The organism is Pedobacter sp. (assembly GCF_039594775.1).
Lineage (GTDB): Bacteria > Bacteroidota > Bacteroidia > Sphingobacteriales > Sphingobacteriaceae > Pedobacter.
In genome coordinates, this window is record NZ_JBCNMT010000002.1 from 337730 (window position 1) to 356547 (window position 18818).

Genomic DNA, 18818 nt, shown 5'->3' on the forward strand with positions numbered 1-18818 from the left:
AATCGATGGTAATTTATAGTGTCTAAGCACATGCGAACAACTCTGCTCATTTTTTTGATTTGCTTTTGAGCCATTTTTTTACCTTTGTCAAACTTCAGTTTATTCATGAAAGATAAGATATTAGTTTTAGGCTCAAATGGGCAGATAGGTACCGAGTTAGTGACGGCATTGCGTGCGGGCTACGGTAGTGATAATGTGATTGCTTGCGATATCCGTCGTCCAGATTATGAAATCAAAAATGCTGGACCGTTCGAGTTTGTGAACGTACTAGATAAGGATATTTTAAAGGCGATCTTTGAAAAATATAAACCTACACAGGTTTATCTGTTGGCGGCTTTGCTTTCGGCAACGGGCGAACAAAACCCAAAGCTGGCTTGGGACTTGAACATGAATGGTTTGTTGAATGTGTTGGATTTCGCTTTGGCGTACAAAACTTCAAAGGTTTATTGGCCAAGCTCCATTGCCGTTTTTGGCCCTAATTCTCCAAAACAGCAAACACCGCAATATTGTACCATGGACCCTAACACCATTTACGGTATCAGTAAATTGGCAGGTGAACGTTGGTGCGAGTATTATCACCAAAAATATGGTCTAGATGTAAGGAGTATTCGTTATCCAGGATTGATCAGCTGGAAAGCAGCGCCAGGCGGGGGTACTACAGATTACGCAGTGCATATTTTCCATGAAGCCCTGAAAAAAGGAAGCTACGCTTCGTTCCTGTCGGCAGAAACGGAATTGCCAATGATGTATATGGATGATGCCATAAGAGGTACTATTGAATTAATGGATGCTCCAGCGGAGCAATTAAGCATTCGTTCTAGCTATAACTTTGCTGGAATTAGTTTCACACCAGAAGTTTTAGCAGCTGAAATTAGAAAGTATATCCCTGATTTTAAGCTTACTTATGCAGAGAATGATCCTCGACAACAAATTGCAGATAGCTGGCCAAAATCAATTGACGATAGCTATGCAAAAAAAGAGTGGAGCTGGAAGCCTGAATTTGATTTGGCTAAAATGACCGCAGATATGTTAACGAACTTAAAAAAATAGAAAAGTGTTTGGCGTATAGCGTTGGGTGTTTAATCCACTTTCCGCTTATCGCTTGACTCAAAAAATAAAAAGATAAATTAAGGTATAGAGAGGTAAGGTATAATGTTAGGGTGTAAGACATAAAGCATAAGGCTTTGTTTAACTACTAGTCCCTAAAAACTAACTACTAACCACTAGCCACTAATTACTATAACCATGGGAAGAGCATTCGAATTTAGAAAAGAAAGAAAATTTAAGCGTTGGGCCAAAATGGCAGTACAGTTTACCCGTATTGGTAAGGATATTGTAATTGCCGTTAAAGAAGGTGGACCACATCCGGAAACAAACTCTCGTTTACGTACAGCGATACAAAATGCTAAGGCAGTAAATATGCCTAAAGATAGGGTAGATGCTGCAATTAAACGTGCTTCTGATAAGTCAATGGCTAACTATGAGGAGATTGTGTATGAAGGATACGCCCCGCATGGTGTGGCTGTATTGATTGAAACTGCAACTGATAATACCAACCGTACGGTAGCTAATGTGCGTAGCTATTTCAATAAAACCAATGGTTCTTTGGGAAAAACAGGTTCTTTGGATTTCGTTTTCAACAGAAAATCTATTTTCAGATTTGCACCTACTGAAGAATTGGATTTGGAAGAATTGGAGTTTGAATTGATTGACGCTGGTTTAGAGGAGCTTTACGTAGAGGCTGACGAAGAAGGAAACGATATTGTAGTGGCTCAAGGTGCGTTTGAGAATTTTGGTTCTCTGCAAAAAGCATTGGAGGAGAAAGGCATTGAGCTGAAGAGCTCTAAATTGGAGCGTATTGCTTTGTCTCATCATGAAGTAACCGAAGAACAAGCTGCGGACGTATTAAAGCTAATTGATAAGCTTGAAGAGGACGACGATGTTCAGGCGGTTTATCATAACATGGCTGAGTAGATTAGGATATAAAATTTATTTAGGCATCTTTTAATTGATCAAACCTCGTAGGTTTTTAAAACCTACGAGGTTTTTTATTAGAAGCCTTATACCCCAAACTGCTTAAGGTGGTGGTCAAGATGTTTGTAAAACATGTTGTTCCATTCGTTATCACTAAGAGGGCCAAATGAATGAGACATTTTACCGTCGAAAATATAAGCACCTAATACCTGAGTTTCTCTGATATAGTTTACCAAGCGTTTCTTTTCTGTTTCAAAATCCCTCTCATCGCTGATCAAAAAGGCTGGGGCGGTTTTGGAGCTCTTAGGATAGGGCTTATCGGTCACTACTGCTTTCTTCACGAAAGATTTCAAGATGAACCGCATGAAGAAGCCAGGTTTCGGATGTTTATCAGTATACACCATTTCGTAGGCTACACAGCAATGTGCCAGCATTTGCGCGACGTTCATTTTGCCCCATAGCGGTTGCGAACTAGGTGTTAGCTTATTAATTCTTTCAATAACACCTTCGACTACTTCTTTGGTAAAAAGATTAGGTAAGTCCATTGTTTATATTTTTTACGAAGCTAATTTATTTTTTGTGTGAAAGCAACCAAGGTAATAAACCTGGTTCGGCAAAAGCACTATCCCAGCTGTTATGATTAGCTTTTAGATAAACCGTAAACTTTGGCATGTTGCCTAACTTTCTGAGTTCGCGATAAACGCCATAAGAAAATTGTGGGGTAACTACATCATCTAGGCCACCGTGGAAAATCCATAAAGGTACATGCTTATACTTTTTGGCATTTTGCACATTGTCACCACCGCAAATGGCAAATGCAGCGGCAAAGGTATTGGGTTTTCTTCGTAATATTTCAAAAGTTCCCATGCCGCCCATTGATAAACCGCCTACATAAATTTTGGTAGGATCTACAAAGCTATTTTTAAAGTAGCTGTTAGTAAATTGAAGCACTAAGTTCATGGCTTTGGTAGGTTTGCCACCTTTCACGAAAGTGAAGAAACGCTTGGTGTTTACAGTGTCGATTTCTACATTGGCCCAATAACTGTTGGAAGCACATTGTGGAAATATGGTAATTACTTCATTATTATTCCTGAAATTTTCATCTAAAAATAGTTTGCCTCCATTTGTCAGTTGTTTTTCATTGTCGTTGCCACTTTCGCCACGTCCATGTAAGAAAAGGATTACAGGGTATTTTTTCTGACTATCGAAGTTTTTGGGATAAAGTATGCGATATTTCAAGGTATCGCCATTAGTAATAAAAGCTTCTTTTTTGTATAAGGAAAGGTCTTGTGCAAATGCAGCGTTGCAAAGGAAAAATAATAGGAGAAATATACTTGTTCTTTTCATATTGAGTCCAATTTAGTCATTTCAATAGTCTGCTTCGTCATTTCGACGGTAGGAGACTAGCATTATGCTGTAAAGTCGCTGGATTTCTCCTCATTCTTCGTCGAAATGACGAGAGTGCTAAGACTTACGAAATTTTCGAAACTTTGTAAGTCTTTAAAACTTTCAAATTACTTTAATAACTTAAAATCAACTTCTTTAACATCTCTAGAATTTGTCCCCACAAATGCTTTAAAATCCCCAACTTCGGAAATAAATTTAAGTTCGCTGTTGTAGAATCTCAACATTTCTTCTGAGATGGTGAAGCTCACGTTTTTGGTTTCGCCGGGTTGAAGGTTAATTTTCTGGAAGCCTTTCAGTTCTTTTACGGGTCTAGTGCTCGTGCCTACTAAATCGCGAATATATAGCTGAACAACTTCTTCGCCTGCTCGTTTGCCGCTATTGGTTACGGTAGTGCTTACCGTTATTTTTTGTCCAGGTTTAAAGCTGTTATTGCTGATTTTGATATCGCCATAGGTAAAAGAGGTGTAACTTAAACCATAGCCAAATGGATATAATGGCTCATTGCTTACATCTAAATAGTTAGAAAGGAAACGAGTAAACCATTTATTGTTGCCCAGTGGACGACCGGTCATTTTATGTGCATAGTACAACGGTATTTGACCCACATTTTGTGGAAACGTCATCGTGATTTTACCAGACGGATTTACATCGCCAAACAATACATCGCCAATGGCATGTGCCGCTTCAACACCACCAAACCAAACGTTTAAAATAGCGGGTACATTTTGTTGTTCCCAGGTTAAGGTCATTGGTCGGCCCGCAAATAAAACCAATACTACAGGTTTGCCCGTTTGTAATAAAGCAGCCAATAATCTTCTCTGAGTATCAGGAATGCCAATATCGGTGCGACTTGAACTTTCGCCACTCATTTCAGAGGCTTCACCCAATGCTGCAACTACTACATCTGCTTTTTCTGCAACCTTTACCGCTTCTGCAATAATTTCACTTTCCGGACGGTTATCTCTCGGAATATCACGGCCGTGGGCAGTACCCCAAATTTGCTGGTTAGGGTCGCCAATTAGGTTGGAACCTAAAGCGTGTAATATTTTTACGTCTTTGCCAGCTACGGTGGTTAAGCCTTCCAATAAGGTCGGAATACGGGCAAAGTCGGCATTTACGCTCCAGGTACCCGGCATGTTTGATCTGGTGTTAGCCAAAGGACCTACTAAGGCAATGGTACCTTTTTTCTGCAAAGGAAGGGTTTGATTTTCATTTTTTAACAATACAAAAGTCTTGGTAGCCGTTTCACGGGCAAACTTTAAGTTGTCTGCAGTTAAAATTTCTTTGGCAGCTCTTTCTTCGCTGCAATATTTAAATGGGTCATCAAACAGACCTAACTTATACTTTGCTTCCAAAATTAAACGGCAGGCGTTGTTGATTTGGGCAATGGTTACTTTACCTTCTTTTAATGATTGATTAAGAGTGGTTAAAAAGCCTTCGCTTACCATATCCATATCTGTTCCTGCTTTTAAGGCCAAGCCTGATACTGCTTTTAAATCGCCTAAACCGTGGGCTACCAGTTCGCTAACACCGGTATAATCGGAAGCTACAAAACCTGTAAAGCCCCATTGTTTTCTCAAAAGATCGGTTAATAGCCATTTATTGGCCGTAGCAGGTACACCGTTAATGTCGTTAAAAGAAACCATTACACTTCCTGCTCCGGCATCTATTGCCGCTTTGTATGGTGGAAGGTACTCATTGTACATCCTATCTAAGCTCATATCGGTAGTGTTGTAGTCTCTACCACCTTCAGAAGCACCGTATAAAGCCAAGTGCTTTACACAGGCCATCATAGTATTTACGGCTTTCAAATCGTTACCTTGATAACCTTTAACCATGGCTTTGGCAATGGCAGAACTTAAGAATGGGTCTTCTCCATTTCCTTCGGCTACACGGCCCCAACGTGGATCGCGAGCCAAATCAACCATTGGTGAAAAGGTCCAGTTTAAACCATCTGCAGTGGCTTCAGTGGCCGCTACTCTTGCTGTTTTTTCAATTAAAGGCATATCCCAGCTGGCTGCTAAGGCCAATGGAATAGGAAAGGTGGTTTTATAACCGTGGATTACATCTTGTCCAAAAATCAGAGGAATTTTTAATCGGCTACGCATAGCAATTTCTTGTGCCTTGCGGATTTTTTGAGGCGTCGTTAAACTGAAAATCCCGCCAACATTTCCTTTGGCAATTTTAGCTTCTACACCGGTGCTTACTGCTGCCCCCGTGGTTGCTTCGCCGCCAGTAACCAAGTTCAATTGCCCAATTTTTTCATCGATTGTCATTTTGGCCATGAGGTTTTTGACAAAAGCATCCATTTTCTGTTTCTCGGTAGAAACTGTTTTTGCTTTTTGTGCAAAAGCAGGTAAAGTTAGGGCTGCGGCAAATGCTATAATGATTTTCTTCATGCTATAATCTCTATTTTGAATAGGTAAAACCTAGTTTAGTTAATCCTGTTTGTATCTCTGGTGCGCTCATGAAAAGTTTCCACAACAATCCTGTTCGGCCATTTTCTATCATCACTACAATAGGACCTTGGTCAATACCGATGTATCTTTTGGGGTACCAGTTAGCAGTTTCGCTGTAAGCATCGTAAAATCCGAATTCGCCCCAAACTTTGTCTTTCATGTCTTCATACAAATGTCTCATCACTTGCATACTTTCCTTTGGTGCATAAGGATAGGAGGAGAGTGCTGCCGTTGGACTGATTACACCAAAATCTTCATTGGGCATGTGCGCCGCATAACCTTTTACCGAATAGCTGGCTGTTAAGCCCCATGAATTTTTACCATAACCTTTGTAGCCCTTTGGATTGGCAATGGCGTAATCGTAGTTAATTAAGGTATGGCTTTTGTTTTCTTCCCAATAATCAGCGTACTTATCTTTTAAACCTTTTGGATTTAAGCCGAGATAGGAGTAGTGTGCCCAAAAAAGTGGTCCAACGCTTTCACCTACTACATTGTGTTTTAACTTAACAGGATGACCATATAGATTAATGTTGGTATTGATGGCACCACTTTTAGCCCAACCTTGGTGATAAACCTCTGGAGGGACACCATGCGTAGGAGAACATGCGGCCATAATGTAAGTGATCAAGCATTCGTTATAACCGGTAATAGCAAAGTTCATTTTCCAGCCAGAATTTGGCGACCAATGCCAGTATAATACGTTTTCATTATTTTTTCTATAGAAATTCCAATCAATACCTTTCCATAGTTCATCAGCTTTTTGGGCCAAAGCTTTTTCTTGGTCATTTCCTTTGGCATAGTACTGGCGTACGCAAACTAATGCTTGAGCCAAAAAAGAAGTTTCTACCAGATCGCCGGCATCATCGTTTTTACCAAAAGCTTTTGCTTTACCACTTGGTAATATCCAGTGAGGCCAAACCCCATGAAATCTATCGGCTTTTGCCAAAAAATCAATGCCTTTTTTAAGATGGGTATAACCTTGTTCACGAGTAATGAACTTACGTTCTATCGCTACTATGGTTCCCATGATCCCAAAGCCGCTGGCCCCAGTGGCAATTACGTCTTTGTCGTTTTGTGGATAGATATTGTCGCTATGGTAGCGTTCTCTAGAAAGACCTGAAATGGGTTCTGCACCTTCGTAAAAATATTTGTAGGTTTGTTTTTGTACCAGCGTTAATAACTCATCATCTGAGAGTTTTTGACTTTGATTGCTGGTTTTACTTACCGAGCAGCTTCCTAAAAGGGCAATGATGGGAATAAAGTACTTTAATTTCATTTGTGTGTATATTATAGGTTCGGGCTCGAAAATCCGAGTGTTTTCATTCCTGTTTTAATTTCTGGAGCACTCATGAAGAGGTTCCATAATAATTTGCTTCGATGGTTTTCAATCATTATGATGATTGGACCTTGATCAATGGCTAAAAATGAGTTGGCAAACCAAGGGTCATTGAGGTTAAAAGCGTCAATAAATCCATATTCCTTCCAAAGCTTATCTCCCAATTTATAATAAAAGAATTTAAGGGCAGCCATAGATTGTGTTGGGGTATAAGGAAATGAAGCTAAAGCAGCAGTAGGGGCAATAACACCACGGTCGTTGGTGGGTGAACTGGCGGTGTATCCGCCAGGAATGTCACTAGCTGTTAGGCCCCAACAATTTGCACTATAGCCATTATTGTTGGCTGGATTGGCTACACAATAATTATAGTTAATCATGGCATGTGCCTTGTTCTGTATTTCGTAATTGGCATAGGCATCGCTTAATCCGTTAGGGTTAATGCCAAGGAACGAATATTGAGAAAGGAACAAAGGTCCTCCATTTGCATTGCCTAGCGGAAGTTGTACGCCATAATACGTGCTGCCATTTTTCATGGCTCCGTTTCTGGCCCAGCCTTCGTCGTAAACAATTTTTGGAATGCTGTGGGTGGGAGAAGATGCAGCAAGTACATAGGTAATAAGCGATTCGTTCCAACCTTGTATTTTAAGGTTCATGTCCCAATTGTAGGTAGGGCTCCAGTGCCAAAACAGTGAGTTGGTTCCATTACGGTACCAATCCCATTCTACTTGGTTGTATAGGGTGGTAATGTCGTTTCTTAAATTGATTTCAGCAGTAGTAGAGCCATCGAAATATTGACGGGCGGTTAAAAGTCCAGCCATTAGCAAGGATGTTTCTACCAGATCGCCACCATTATCTTTGGTGCTAAAAGCAATGGCTTTTCCTGTGTTGCCATCTATCCAATGTGAATAAACACCGTGAAAACGCTCAGCCGTTTTTAGGAAATTCACGATTTGTTGGGTTCTGGCCAGCCCATCGGCTCTGCTGATAAAATTACGGTGAATACCGGCGATGAGGGCCATCACGCCGAAACCAGATCCTCCTGAAGTGACAGTGTTTCCGGAGGTATTTCTTTCCCTAGCCATGCCGCTAACGGGATGGGCAAAATCCCAGAAGTATTTAAAGGTTTGTTTTTGAACAAGGGTAAGCAGCTCATCGTCACTTATCCTTGGAAATTTATCAGTATCATCTAAGCCTGAGATGAGGGTAATATTCACGGGATTGATCAATCGGCCTCCGCCAGCTGATTTGAGTTGGTCGTTCACAGAAAGTTCATAATTGCTAAACGAGGAAAAGTTGTCTTGAGGAATTATATTTACAATTTTATTGCCGTTTTCATAGGTAACGGTTATGGGTAAATTTGTTCCAAAAGGACTTTTTAATAAAATACCGTTGCTTATTGTAGCAGTATTAATAGCTTCTGTAAAGGTAAATTTAATGACTGGTTTAAGTGGAAGATTGGTGTATTTTAAACTGCCATTACTTATTCCATTAACCGTAAAGTGTAAGGATGTATCTGTATTGGAAGGTTTATTAGTGTTGCTTTTTTTACAGGAAAGAAGTATCGTTATGCTCAGACATAGACAGATAAAAGGAAGGATAAGGGATAACGTTCTAAATTGAATCACAACAAAAAATATAAAGGGTTTTCAATAAAAAAGGCACAGCAAAATACTGTGCCTTTTTTTAAATCATTATTTGCCTGCTTTACCCAAGTTGTAAAGGGCTTTAATATGAGCATCTGGTAATACTCGATTAAAAATCCTAAATTCATCAACAGTACCTGTCATAGCAGCATAACTCACATCAGTGTTAACAGGTTTGCCAATGGCATTGTAGTTTCCGCCGATAATAAACTCAGTAGGTTCATACGCTTTGAACAAGTTGTTTCCTGTGCCCCTGTTGTTATAAGAACCAACATCTACACCATTAGCCCACATTTTGAAGATACCTGTAGTACCATCATAAGTTAATACGATGTGAGTCCATACATTGGCACCAAATGTTGGCGATAATGAAGCGTTAAGGTTATCTTGTGAGCCAACTACCGCAGAAAATCTTGGTCCAATTCCTAAGAATGTGGTAGAAGTACTTTGTGTATTTAGCCTGAAGTCAAAGTTCCCATCGAAAATTCCTGGACGGGCCAATTGCAGTAACATGGTTCTTTTTGAACCATTGTTTGCAATTTGAACCCAAGTGCTAATGGTAAAACTTTTCAGCTTATCGGTTTTAAATGCATCGAATTGTTTTGCATAATAAAGATAACCAGCCGTTAATTTAATGGCTTTTCCTCTCAACCCAGCAACGAAAGTGTCACCAGCAGTTTGAGTAGGAGCAGAGCTAGATTTTAACTCATTCTTAGTGTCATCAAAAGACCAATAGGCCACCAGATTTTGCGGGAAAATTTGGTCAGAGCTCTCATAGCCATCTATTTTACCTGCGTAGTCATTAGGATTTACATCTGGCAGGTCGTTGGGGTTGTCACTTTTCTTACACGCAGTAATCGATACTGCAATTACTGCCAAAGTGAGAAACCTTTTGATATGATTATTGAATAATTTCATGGATTGATCTATTTAAAATTAATTATAGAACGGATTTTGTGTAAGCTTATAAGGCTCTTTACTCAAATCTATTTGGGTTTGAGGAATTGGCAAAATGTTGTCGCGAGCTGCATTGAAATTAGGTCTGCCAGCTGCTGGCAATACCGTTCCTGAGATTCCCCATCTCACTAAGTCAAAGAAACGGTCATGCTCCATGGCCAATTCAATTCTTCTTTCATGACGAATTGCTTCTCTAAGTTGATTTTGATCTACAAATGTAATGTCAGGAAGTGTACCAGTTGGCGCACCTTGTCTCGCTCTTGCTCTGATACTATTTAAAGCATTTGTTGCCGCTGTAAAGTTAGCAGTTCCGCCTACTTCGTTCGCCGCTTCAGCATACATTAAAACTACATCTGCGTAACGTAGGATGCGAATGTTCATCCATCTGCCTGCTCTGTTGTTATACAATGCTCTAAATGCAGGATTAGTGTAAACTTTATGGTTATAGATTGGATTGACCCAGGTAGTAGGTGTAACTTCATCGTAAACGGTTCTATATGTAGTGGTAGCAGTACTTCTATAGAGGAAAGTTCTCGCTTTACGAGGATCATTTGGTTCATAAGCCGCTTCAAGATTAGCATTTGGAACATTAAAACCATAGCCTAAGTTCCATACGCCACCATCTCTAACCCCTTGCCATTGGGTAAATTCTGCTCCGTTAGCAGTAGGAACTGTTGCAGATGCTGTTGCTTGTACTTCAAAAACAGACTCTTTACTGTTTTCTCCACTTTCTCCGAAAATTTTAGTGTAAGGAGTAGATAAGTCATACTGACCAGAGGTCATTACCAAGTTAGCAGCGGCCATTGCAGCGCCCCATTTCTGCTGAGTTAGATATACTTTAGCTAACAAACCATTTGCCGCACCTCTAGTTAAACGACCTGCAAATTTTGCATCCCAATTAGGAGGAAGGTTAACCGCTGCGTATTGTAGATCGGCTTCGATGAATGGATAAATTTGAGCAGGCGTTACTTGTGCCGCACCAGGTTGACTAGGAGTAAGTACCTTATCTACCAAGGGAATTCGTCCAAAAAATCTAACCATATTGAAATATGCATAGGCTCGAAGAAATCTGGCTTCTCCGCGGGCAACATTTTTCTGTGCATCGGTAGCAACTACTGTGGTATTGGTTTCGATTTCATTTAGAGCGGTGTTACATTTCGCTATCATCGAATAATAGCCTGTCCACATCCCATTAAGAATACCATTGTTCGAAGCTGCAGGGAAAAAATCCATCGAATTAGCATTATCCCCTCCATCGGTTGCAGTACTTCCTTTGTCTGCGTCATCACTTCTTACACTTGTAGCTAAGAAGAAGCCCGTACAGTGTACATCGTATGATCTTAAATCATTATATGCTCCAAATAAATACTGATCATAAGGGCCTGACCCTCCAGGGAAAGGATAATTGTCTACCGTATATTCACCCTGTTTATTCGTATCTAGGAATTTTTTACAACCTGAATTATAAAATGCACAACTGATTAAAAATAGAAGTGCTACAGTTTGTTTTATATTGTGAGTTTTCATTTCTTCTGTTTAAAAGGTTTTTACTAGAATGTTAGGTTTAAGCCAAAAGAATAGATTGCAGGGATTGGGTAAACGCCATTATCTGCTCCGGCAGCCAACACACTGCTAACTGGAACCTCAGGGGTATATCCGCTTACTTTGCTCCAAGTTCTAATGTTTTGTCCACTTAGGTAAACTCTTAATTTTTGGATACCAACTTTAGCTAATATTGTTTTAGGAATAGTATAGCCAATTTGAACGTTACGTAACCTAAAATAATCACCGTCTTCTAAGAAATAAGTGCTAAAAAGTAGGTTATTGCTTCTAGAAACAATTATAGGTTCAACATTGCTAGTACCAACTCCAGTCCAAGCATTTAATCGGTTGGCTTCATAGTTCAGTGGAGCAAAGTTGGCAGTACGTCTCTGTAGCCAAATTTTATTGCCAGCAACACCTTGTCCATCTATGCTAGCATCAAATCCTTTGTAGCTTACTGAAATGCTCATACCGTAGGTATATGGAGGAAATGGAGTGCCTAAATAAGTTCTATCAGCAGGGGTAATTACACCATCACCGTTAATATCGGCATAGGCAATATCGCCAGGCAATGAAGTAGAAAACGCAGGCATTCTGTCTAAATCAGCAGTAGTTTGATAAATACCAACTTGTCTGTATCCAAAGAAAGAAGCAATAGGTTTACCTGTTTCGGTAACATTTACGCCGCCATTCCCTAGCCTTTGATAGTTTACATTGTTACCGATAGATTCTACTCTGTTTTTTACATAAGAGAAGTTACCACTAATGCTATAGCTAAAGTCATCTCCAATTTTATCGCTCCATCCTATATTCACTTCAGTTCCTTTGTTTGAAACGGTACCAAGGTTAGTTAAATAATCAATATTCTGACCTTGTAATATAACAGGAACAAATAAGTTCTTGGTGTCTTTGTCGTAGTAATTTACTTCTAAGCTAAGTCTGTTTTTTAAAGCTCTAACATCTAAACCAAAGTCTAGTCCTTGGATTATTTCCCAACGTAAATTAGGGTCTGGGATATAAGCTGGTTTAATTGATGGGTAAACATAATCACCAAATACGGCACCATCTCCGGTTGATAAACCAGTTTGAAATGCGTTGCTAGCGAAAGTATTACTGTTGCCTAATCTACCCCATGCGGCACGTAGTTTTAAGAAATCAACGCTTTTAATATTGCTAAAGAAATCTTCTTCACTCACTACCCAACCTAAACCAACACTGCCAAAAGTGCCCCATCTGTTTTGAGGTGCTACTTTAGAGCTAGCGTCTCTTCTGACGGTGGCATTAAGTAGGTATTTGTCCTTATAAGAATAGCTCAAACGTCCGAATACACCTACTTGAGTTTCAAGTTCACCACCGCCACCGTTCGACAAGATATTGTTTAATGCAATGCTGTTTAGATACCAAAAGTCTGGATCATTAGGGACTACTAAGGTCGAATCGGTTCTTGATCCAGATAGTGAAGTATTAGACAGATTCCACGTCGTGAAACCGGCCATTGCGGTAACTTTGTGCACCTCTTTAAAAGTTTTATTGAATGTTAAAGTGTGATCTTGTTGGAACATTCTTCTTTCAAAAGAGCTTTGGTTTACGGTGGTTCGTGCAGTAGGGTCTTGGAATACTGTAGTTGGATTGAGGCCCTCGCCAATATACACAACAGGGTAAGGAAGTGGGGTATAGCTTCTAACACTATTGAAGCGCAAATCTGTATACACGGTAGATTTCCAAGTGAAGTCTTTTAGAAATTTGATTTCTGCGAATAGACTACCTGTAGCTCTATAGCCACGGTTAATAGTTTTGTCTCGCATTCTTTCCATGGCATACACCGGGTTACCTACTTGAGCTCTTTGAAAAGAAGGCATGGCATTGTATAAGCCATTTTCATTCATTACTGGGACAATAGGTGCAGCCCAAGTGCCAGAGTTTAAGTTAACCGTCGATGGTGAATTTCTGAAGTGATAACCTGTAATATCACCTCCAATTTTAATGTTTTTATTAATGTTGTTTTCTTGTGATAACCTAGCAATGTATTTTTTAAAATTACTATACTTTACCACACCGTCTTGGTCGTTATAGCCTACGTTGATAAGGGTAGAACTTTTTTCAGATGAATTAGATACCGTTAGCGAATTGGTATTGATATAGGCGTTTCTTAATATTTCTTTTTGCCAATTTGTATTACCCGTGTAGTTTTTAAAGTCAAATGCTGTAGAGTTTGGAGTACCCGCTAAGGCAGCTGTGTAGAGATTTGTAAAGCCTTTAGCATCAGCTACCTCAATTAACTTGTCTACATGCTGTACACCAACAGTGCTTTGGAAAGTTACGGTTGTCTTTCCCTTAGCTGCTCTTTTAGTGGTAATCGCAATTACTCCATTTGCACCTCTTAAACCAAAAATTGCTGTTGATGAAGCATCTTTTAAAAGGTCAATTGTTTCGATGTCGGCAGGATTAAGATAATCGATATTCTCCTGTAAGATACCATCAACAACGTAAAGTGGGTCCGCACCGTTAGGGCTGGCAATACCTCTAATTCTGATTGTTGGTGAACCTCCAGGTGTACCAGAATTGATTACCGTTAAACCTGGAACTTTACCTTGTAATGCACTAACGGGGTTTGTAACCGTCATTTTTTCGATTTCTTCACCTTTTACACTTGTAATAGAACCGGTTAGGTCTCTTTTTCTTTGGGTTCCGTAACCAACCACTACCACTTGTTGTAAATCATTAGTTGCAGGTGATAAGGTTACGTTAATTGTTGTCCTGTTGTTCACAGGGATTTCTTGATTGGCAAAGCCAATGAAGGAAAACACCAATGTTGCGCTTGCTGGTGCACTAATGGTGTAGCTTCCACTTGCATCTGTTTGTACGCCATTTGTTGTGCCTTTGATCATGATGCTTACCGATGGGATCGGAAGATTTTGGTCATCTTTTACCACTCCCTTAACTGTAACGTTTTGGGCAAAGGCAACGTCTGATAATAAAAGCAAACAAAAACAAGCTAAAACAGAGAGTTCTGTAAAGATTTTTTTCATACCGTTGGTTTAATATTTGATTATTTGAACACTCAGTCAATGGAGACATTTTGAGGTGCGACTCCAGTTTTGACTACACGAATGTTGAACTTTTGTTTGGTATGAACAACAAAAAATACTTGCACATTACTACATCAAGTCTGGTGATGGAGTTATCTCAAGCTTAGCTTTTACCGCTGTTTTTATTGATTGAACAGCGGTTTTTGTTTGTTTGATTGGGAAAACAGCACTACTACAAGAAAAGGCCGTTGACGAATTTCTGTGCCACACAGAAACGTTGTATGAGAGGTAATGATGTAGTATTAAAGTTCGATGAGAAACTCGGTGAGGTTCTTATCATGGGGTACCGCCAGTTTTTTACGCAAACGATACCGGCGTATTTCTACGCCTCTAACAGAGATATTTAATAAGGATGCCATCTCTTTACTGCTCATGTTCATGCGCAGGTAGGCGCATAGTTTAAGGTCGTTCGGAACAAGGTCTGGATGGTTGGCCTTTAGCTTTTTGAAGAAGCTTTCATGAGCCTCATTAAAGCTGTTTTCAAATAAATTCCAATCACGTTCGTCGTTCATGCCATCATCAATAATTTTTTGAATTTTGCGTAGTTGGTCCTCTTGTGGCTTTTGGTCTTTATTGTCCTTAAGCTTGTAAAGCTCTTGACTAATTTTCTGCAACAGCTCATTTTTGTATACCAAGCTCATGGCCGAATTGGCCAATTCGCGGCTTTTGCCCGCTAATTCAGCTTGCAACTTATCAGTCTGTAATTTGGCTATTTGTTTTTCCGTCGCTTCCGCTTCTTTTTTAAGATATTCTTCCTTCTCTCGCTGAAGTTTATCGGCAATTTTTTGCTGGTCTTTTTTAAGTTTCGCTTCGTATACTTTTTTGCCTACAATTAAACCAATGATAATGCAGATGAAATAGAAAGCCCATGCCCAATTGCTGGCGTACCAAGGTGCGAGGATGACAATTTTTACAGAGCTGATTTCGCTAACGGCATGTTCATCTATTTTTGCACGTACTTTAAAAACGTAGGTGCCATTGCCCAAGTTGGTGAAATCTTTTTGGGTGGCGGGACTCCATTCAGACCATTGTTTAGAAAAACCTTCTAGATAGTACTGAAATTTGATTTTTGAGAGCCGATAGTAGGGCAGGGCAAAAGAAATTCGGATGCTGTTTCTAGAAAATGGTATCTCAATTTCCTCTTCACTATTTACACTTTCGGCAATGATGCTGTATTTATCGGTAATATCATCAATCTTGCCAATTAATACCTGCGGTAATTTTGTTGATGCTTTGATAGATGCAGCCAATGCATCATTATAGATTGCAAAACCATCATCAACACTTATTAAATAAATATTATTGCTGATTTGACTGATGTTTTCATAGTATTGAACCATGCGCCCATCTAGAATATTGAAACGATTTGAATCGATCACGATTTTTCCAGGTTCATTAAAGTTGGCCAAGCTCATACGGCCATGGTTAATGAACCAATACTTGCCATTGCTTGCTTTAATGATTTTATTGGAAGTACTAAAGTTGCCTAACTTGTTATTTAATGCATGGTATTTGCTGAAACGGTCGTTGATATCATCATATATATAGAAACCAGAATCAGAGGAGAAAACTACCCTGTTCTCTAAATTAAAGGCATTGATGTTGAAACTACTAGGTAAACCGTTTTTTTCGTCGTAGTATTTTATTTTTATCGCTTTTTTAAGATCGTCACTCACATTGATGCGATAAAGTCCCTGATAGGCGTGGCTTACCCAAATATTTCCTTTATGGTCTTGCTCTACGTAACGAGAAGGTTCGCCAAAACCTTCTATGCGATGACTAAAAGTCCAATGGTTACTGGCATTTTTAGTATAAATGCTCAAGCCGTTATAGGTCCCTTGAATTAAGTAATTTGGATTACTGTTGAGTTTCTTAAGTGTCCAACCTCCGTTAATGCTGGATATTTTTTCAATTCTATCGCCAACGATGGAAAAAGTACCATTATTGTGCCCACAAATGAGTTGGTTATCTATACGGCTTAAGTCCCAAACCTGCCCCTGTGAATTTGGAATCAGTTTGAAGTCGAAATTACCTGCGGCATTATTGCTCCAATTTCCATAAAATAAACCTTGGTTAGTACCAAGATAGATTTTGTTTCCAAAGATTAAGCTAGAATAAACGGTTCCAAATTTTCCGGTCTTATCAAAATAGAAAGAAAGGGGCGAGTTTAGCTCAATGCGGTCAATGCCATTATCTAAACCAGCCCAAAGATTGTTCTCATTATCATTGTAAATACTAAGTACTGTGTTATTTTGCAATCCACTGGTTTTGTTAATGGTTTGCACAACATTGCCATTGGTGTCAATAATGATGATCCCATTTAGAATGGTACCAAAAGCATAATAATTGTTCAATACCTTGGCACCATTATTTAATTGGTAGGTTTTTAAAAACTGATTGGCTTGATTGGCAAAGGGACTAAATGTTTTTCCATCAAATAGAAAGAGTCCATTTTTGCTGGTACCAATTAGAAATTGATTATTTTTAAAGGGGAGTATAGATAAAACACCAGTATTGCCCAATATTTCACTGCCTTCTAATTTTATGAGTTGTTTGTCCTTAAGTTCAAAGAGGCCCTTTTCAATAACTTCAGCAAATAGTCTGTTATTTACTTTGTGTAGAAAGAGTAAGTTATTAGCAGGTTTAATTACCGTTATTTGCTTGTTATCATAAACAAAGATGTGCGAAAAGGTTTGAAAGTATATTTTTTTGCCCAAAGTATATATTTTCCATACTTCGCCAGTGAGTTTTGCAGTTTTGGGTAATAATTTAGTTAGGGATTTATAACTGAGTTTCTTGTCTTTATAGTCCCAATATCCAAATTCGCCAAAGCCACCTGTATAAATAAGACCATCGTTACTTACTGCTACCGATCTCACAATTTGTTTATTTGGTAGTTCATGTTTTTCCCAATACTTGCCATTGTAGCTTAGCAAACCACTCGAATTTCCAAAATACATTACTCCCTTCTGGTTCTTGGCGATAGACCAATTTTGGTTCCCAGCGGCGTATAATGACTTATGAAAATTTTGTACATAAGGCACCCCAATTTTAGGAATGTTATTAGCGGCTATATGCTTAAGACCAAAAAAATAAAGGATGAGAAGAAAGGAAATTTTCGATAAGCTAAGCTTCATGCGGGAAGGATTGAATTACTGCAATAAATACAAAATAAGAAAAATAAAAGCAAACATTGTGGTGTGGATGGTTTAATCTGCTTTTGGAGAAAGTTATTTCTATAATTAAACCTCGTAGGTTTTGAAAACCTGCGAGGTTTGTAGAGTATCGTAAAAAAAAGCCGTCCTAATGGACAGCTTTTGTATATCTTAATCTTTTATCGCTACAGGCTGTGGAACTTTTACATAATAACCTGTACCATCGTAAGGGCGTTTACGTGGGTGCTCGCTACAAACAACTGAGCAGCACCCTTGCAGGGTTTCGCCACAAGCATCGCATTGAGTAAAATGCTCATTACATTCAGGATTAGCGCAGTTGATCATTTTTGAAGTAGTAGTGCCGCAATTAAAGCATTTACTTACCACGGTAGGGTTCACTGAATTCACATCAACGGCTATGCGATTGTCAAATACATAGCATTTGCCCTCAAAGTCCTTGCCGCCAGCTTCCTTGCCATATTTAATGATACCGCCATGCAGTTGGTAAACGTCATTAAAGCCATGGTGTAACAACAGGGCCGAGGCCTTTTCACATTTGATACCGCCCGTGCAATAAGTGAGTACTTTCTTGTCTTTATATTGAGCTAACGCTTCAATTTGCTCAGGGAAATCCCTGAAATTATCGATATCTAGAGTAACAGCATTTTTAAATTTACCTAGGTTATGCTCGTAGTTTGATCTTACATCTAGTACAATCACATCCTCATCGTGCATCATTTCGCTAAATTCCTTTGGCTCTAAGTGCTTTCCAGTTTGTTTATTAGGGTCAATAATACTTGCATCACGTAAGCCAGAGTGTACAATTTCGGCTTTGTAACGACAGTGCATTTTGATGAATGAAGGTTGGTCGACCTCATCAATTTTAAACTCGGTTTTAGCGAAACGTTCATCAGCGTGAACATGTTCCATATAAGCTTTGCATGCTTCTTCGGTACCTGATACCGTTCCATTTAAACCTTCATCAGCCACGATAATACGGCCAACTAAACCTAGTGATTTGCAAAATTGAAGATGATCGGCAGCAAATTGTTCTGCCTCTGCTATTGGAGAATAGCAATAGTAAAGTAGGGTGTTATATTTCATATTTCCATTGATACCGCTGCAAACGGCGTTTAAGGCACTGCAAAGATAAGGCTAATTTATTTTTTGGCAAAGATGATTTTCGTCATAAAATGATGGTTAGCCACAGATATGGATGAGGATGACTTTATGTTTCTAAGCGGTTAATCTAACGC

At 39.2% G+C, this 18818-nt stretch carries 12 protein-coding genes; 2 read left to right on the top strand and 10 right to left on the bottom strand.

The window, feature by feature from the left end; genetic code table 11:
- Positions 1 to 105: 105 nt before the first annotated feature.
- Complete coding sequence (locus tag ABDV71_RS07595; RefSeq protein WP_343531848.1) at positions 106 to 1050, top strand: NAD-dependent epimerase/dehydratase family protein; 945 nt, start codon at positions 106 to 108, stop codon at positions 1048 to 1050.
- A 195-nt stretch (positions 1051 to 1245) separates the two neighbouring features.
- A complete protein-coding gene (locus tag ABDV71_RS07600) occupies positions 1246 to 1974 on the top strand; it encodes a YebC/PmpR family DNA-binding transcriptional regulator (protein WP_343531849.1) in 729 nt (242 codons plus the stop codon).
- A gap of 86 nt (positions 1975 to 2060) precedes the next feature.
- On the opposite strand, the gene ABDV71_RS07605 is transcribed toward ABDV71_RS07600, so the two are convergent.
- The 10 genes from ABDV71_RS07605 to ABDV71_RS07650 all read right to left on the bottom strand — a co-directional run bounded on the left by ABDV71_RS07605 (position 2061) and on the right by ABDV71_RS07650 (position 18666).
- Positions 2061 to 2519, bottom strand: coding sequence for a DUF1569 domain-containing protein (locus tag ABDV71_RS07605; RefSeq protein ID WP_343531850.1), 459 nt, complete (start codon positions 2517 to 2519; stop codon positions 2061 to 2063).
- Positions 2520 to 2544: 25 nt separating this feature from the next.
- Positions 2545 to 3321, bottom strand: coding sequence for a phospholipase (locus tag ABDV71_RS07610; protein ID WP_343531851.1), 777 nt, complete (start codon positions 3319 to 3321; stop codon positions 2545 to 2547).
- Positions 3322 to 3488: 167 nt separating this feature from the next.
- The gene (gene bglX / locus ABDV71_RS07615) at positions 3489 to 5780 is read right to left on the bottom strand and encodes a beta-glucosidase BglX (protein ID WP_343531852.1); all 2292 of its coding nucleotides are present in this window, start codon (positions 5778 to 5780) and stop codon (positions 3489 to 3491) included.
- A 10-nt stretch (positions 5781 to 5790) separates the two neighbouring features.
- Positions 5791 to 7116 carry a glucoamylase family protein gene (locus ABDV71_RS07620; protein ID WP_343531853.1) on the bottom strand — a complete coding sequence of 442 codons (1326 nt, stop codon included), beginning with the start codon at positions 7114 to 7116 and terminating at the stop codon, positions 5791 to 5793.
- An 11-nt stretch (positions 7117 to 7127) separates the two neighbouring features.
- Positions 7128 to 8801, bottom strand: a complete 1674-nt coding sequence (locus tag ABDV71_RS07625; protein ID WP_343531854.1) for a glucoamylase family protein — start codon at positions 8799 to 8801, stop codon at positions 7128 to 7130.
- 66 nt (positions 8802 to 8867) lie between these two features.
- On the bottom strand, positions 8868 to 9737 hold the full coding sequence (locus ABDV71_RS07630) for a LamG domain-containing protein (protein ID WP_343531855.1): 870 nt from the start codon (positions 9735 to 9737) through the stop codon (positions 8868 to 8870).
- Between the two features lie 18 nt (positions 9738 to 9755).
- Positions 9756 to 11303 (bottom strand): RagB/SusD family nutrient uptake outer membrane protein, encoded by a 1548-nt coding sequence (locus ABDV71_RS07635; protein WP_343531856.1) that lies wholly within the window; start codon positions 11301 to 11303, stop codon positions 9756 to 9758.
- A gap of 23 nt (positions 11304 to 11326) precedes the next feature.
- Positions 11327 to 14347, bottom strand: coding sequence for a TonB-dependent receptor (locus ABDV71_RS07640; RefSeq protein ID WP_343531857.1), 3021 nt, complete (start codon positions 14345 to 14347; stop codon positions 11327 to 11329).
- Between the two features lie 302 nt (positions 14348 to 14649).
- Positions 14650 to 17544: a triple tyrosine motif-containing protein gene (locus tag ABDV71_RS07645; RefSeq protein WP_343531858.1), complete on the bottom strand. Its 2895-nt coding sequence runs from the start codon at positions 17542 to 17544 to the stop codon at positions 14650 to 14652.
- A gap of 189 nt (positions 17545 to 17733) precedes the next feature.
- Positions 17734 to 18666 carry a rhodanese-related sulfurtransferase gene (locus ABDV71_RS07650; protein WP_343531859.1) on the bottom strand — a complete coding sequence of 311 codons (933 nt, stop codon included), beginning with the start codon at positions 18664 to 18666 and terminating at the stop codon, positions 17734 to 17736.
- Positions 18667 to 18818: the final 152 nt, after the last annotated feature.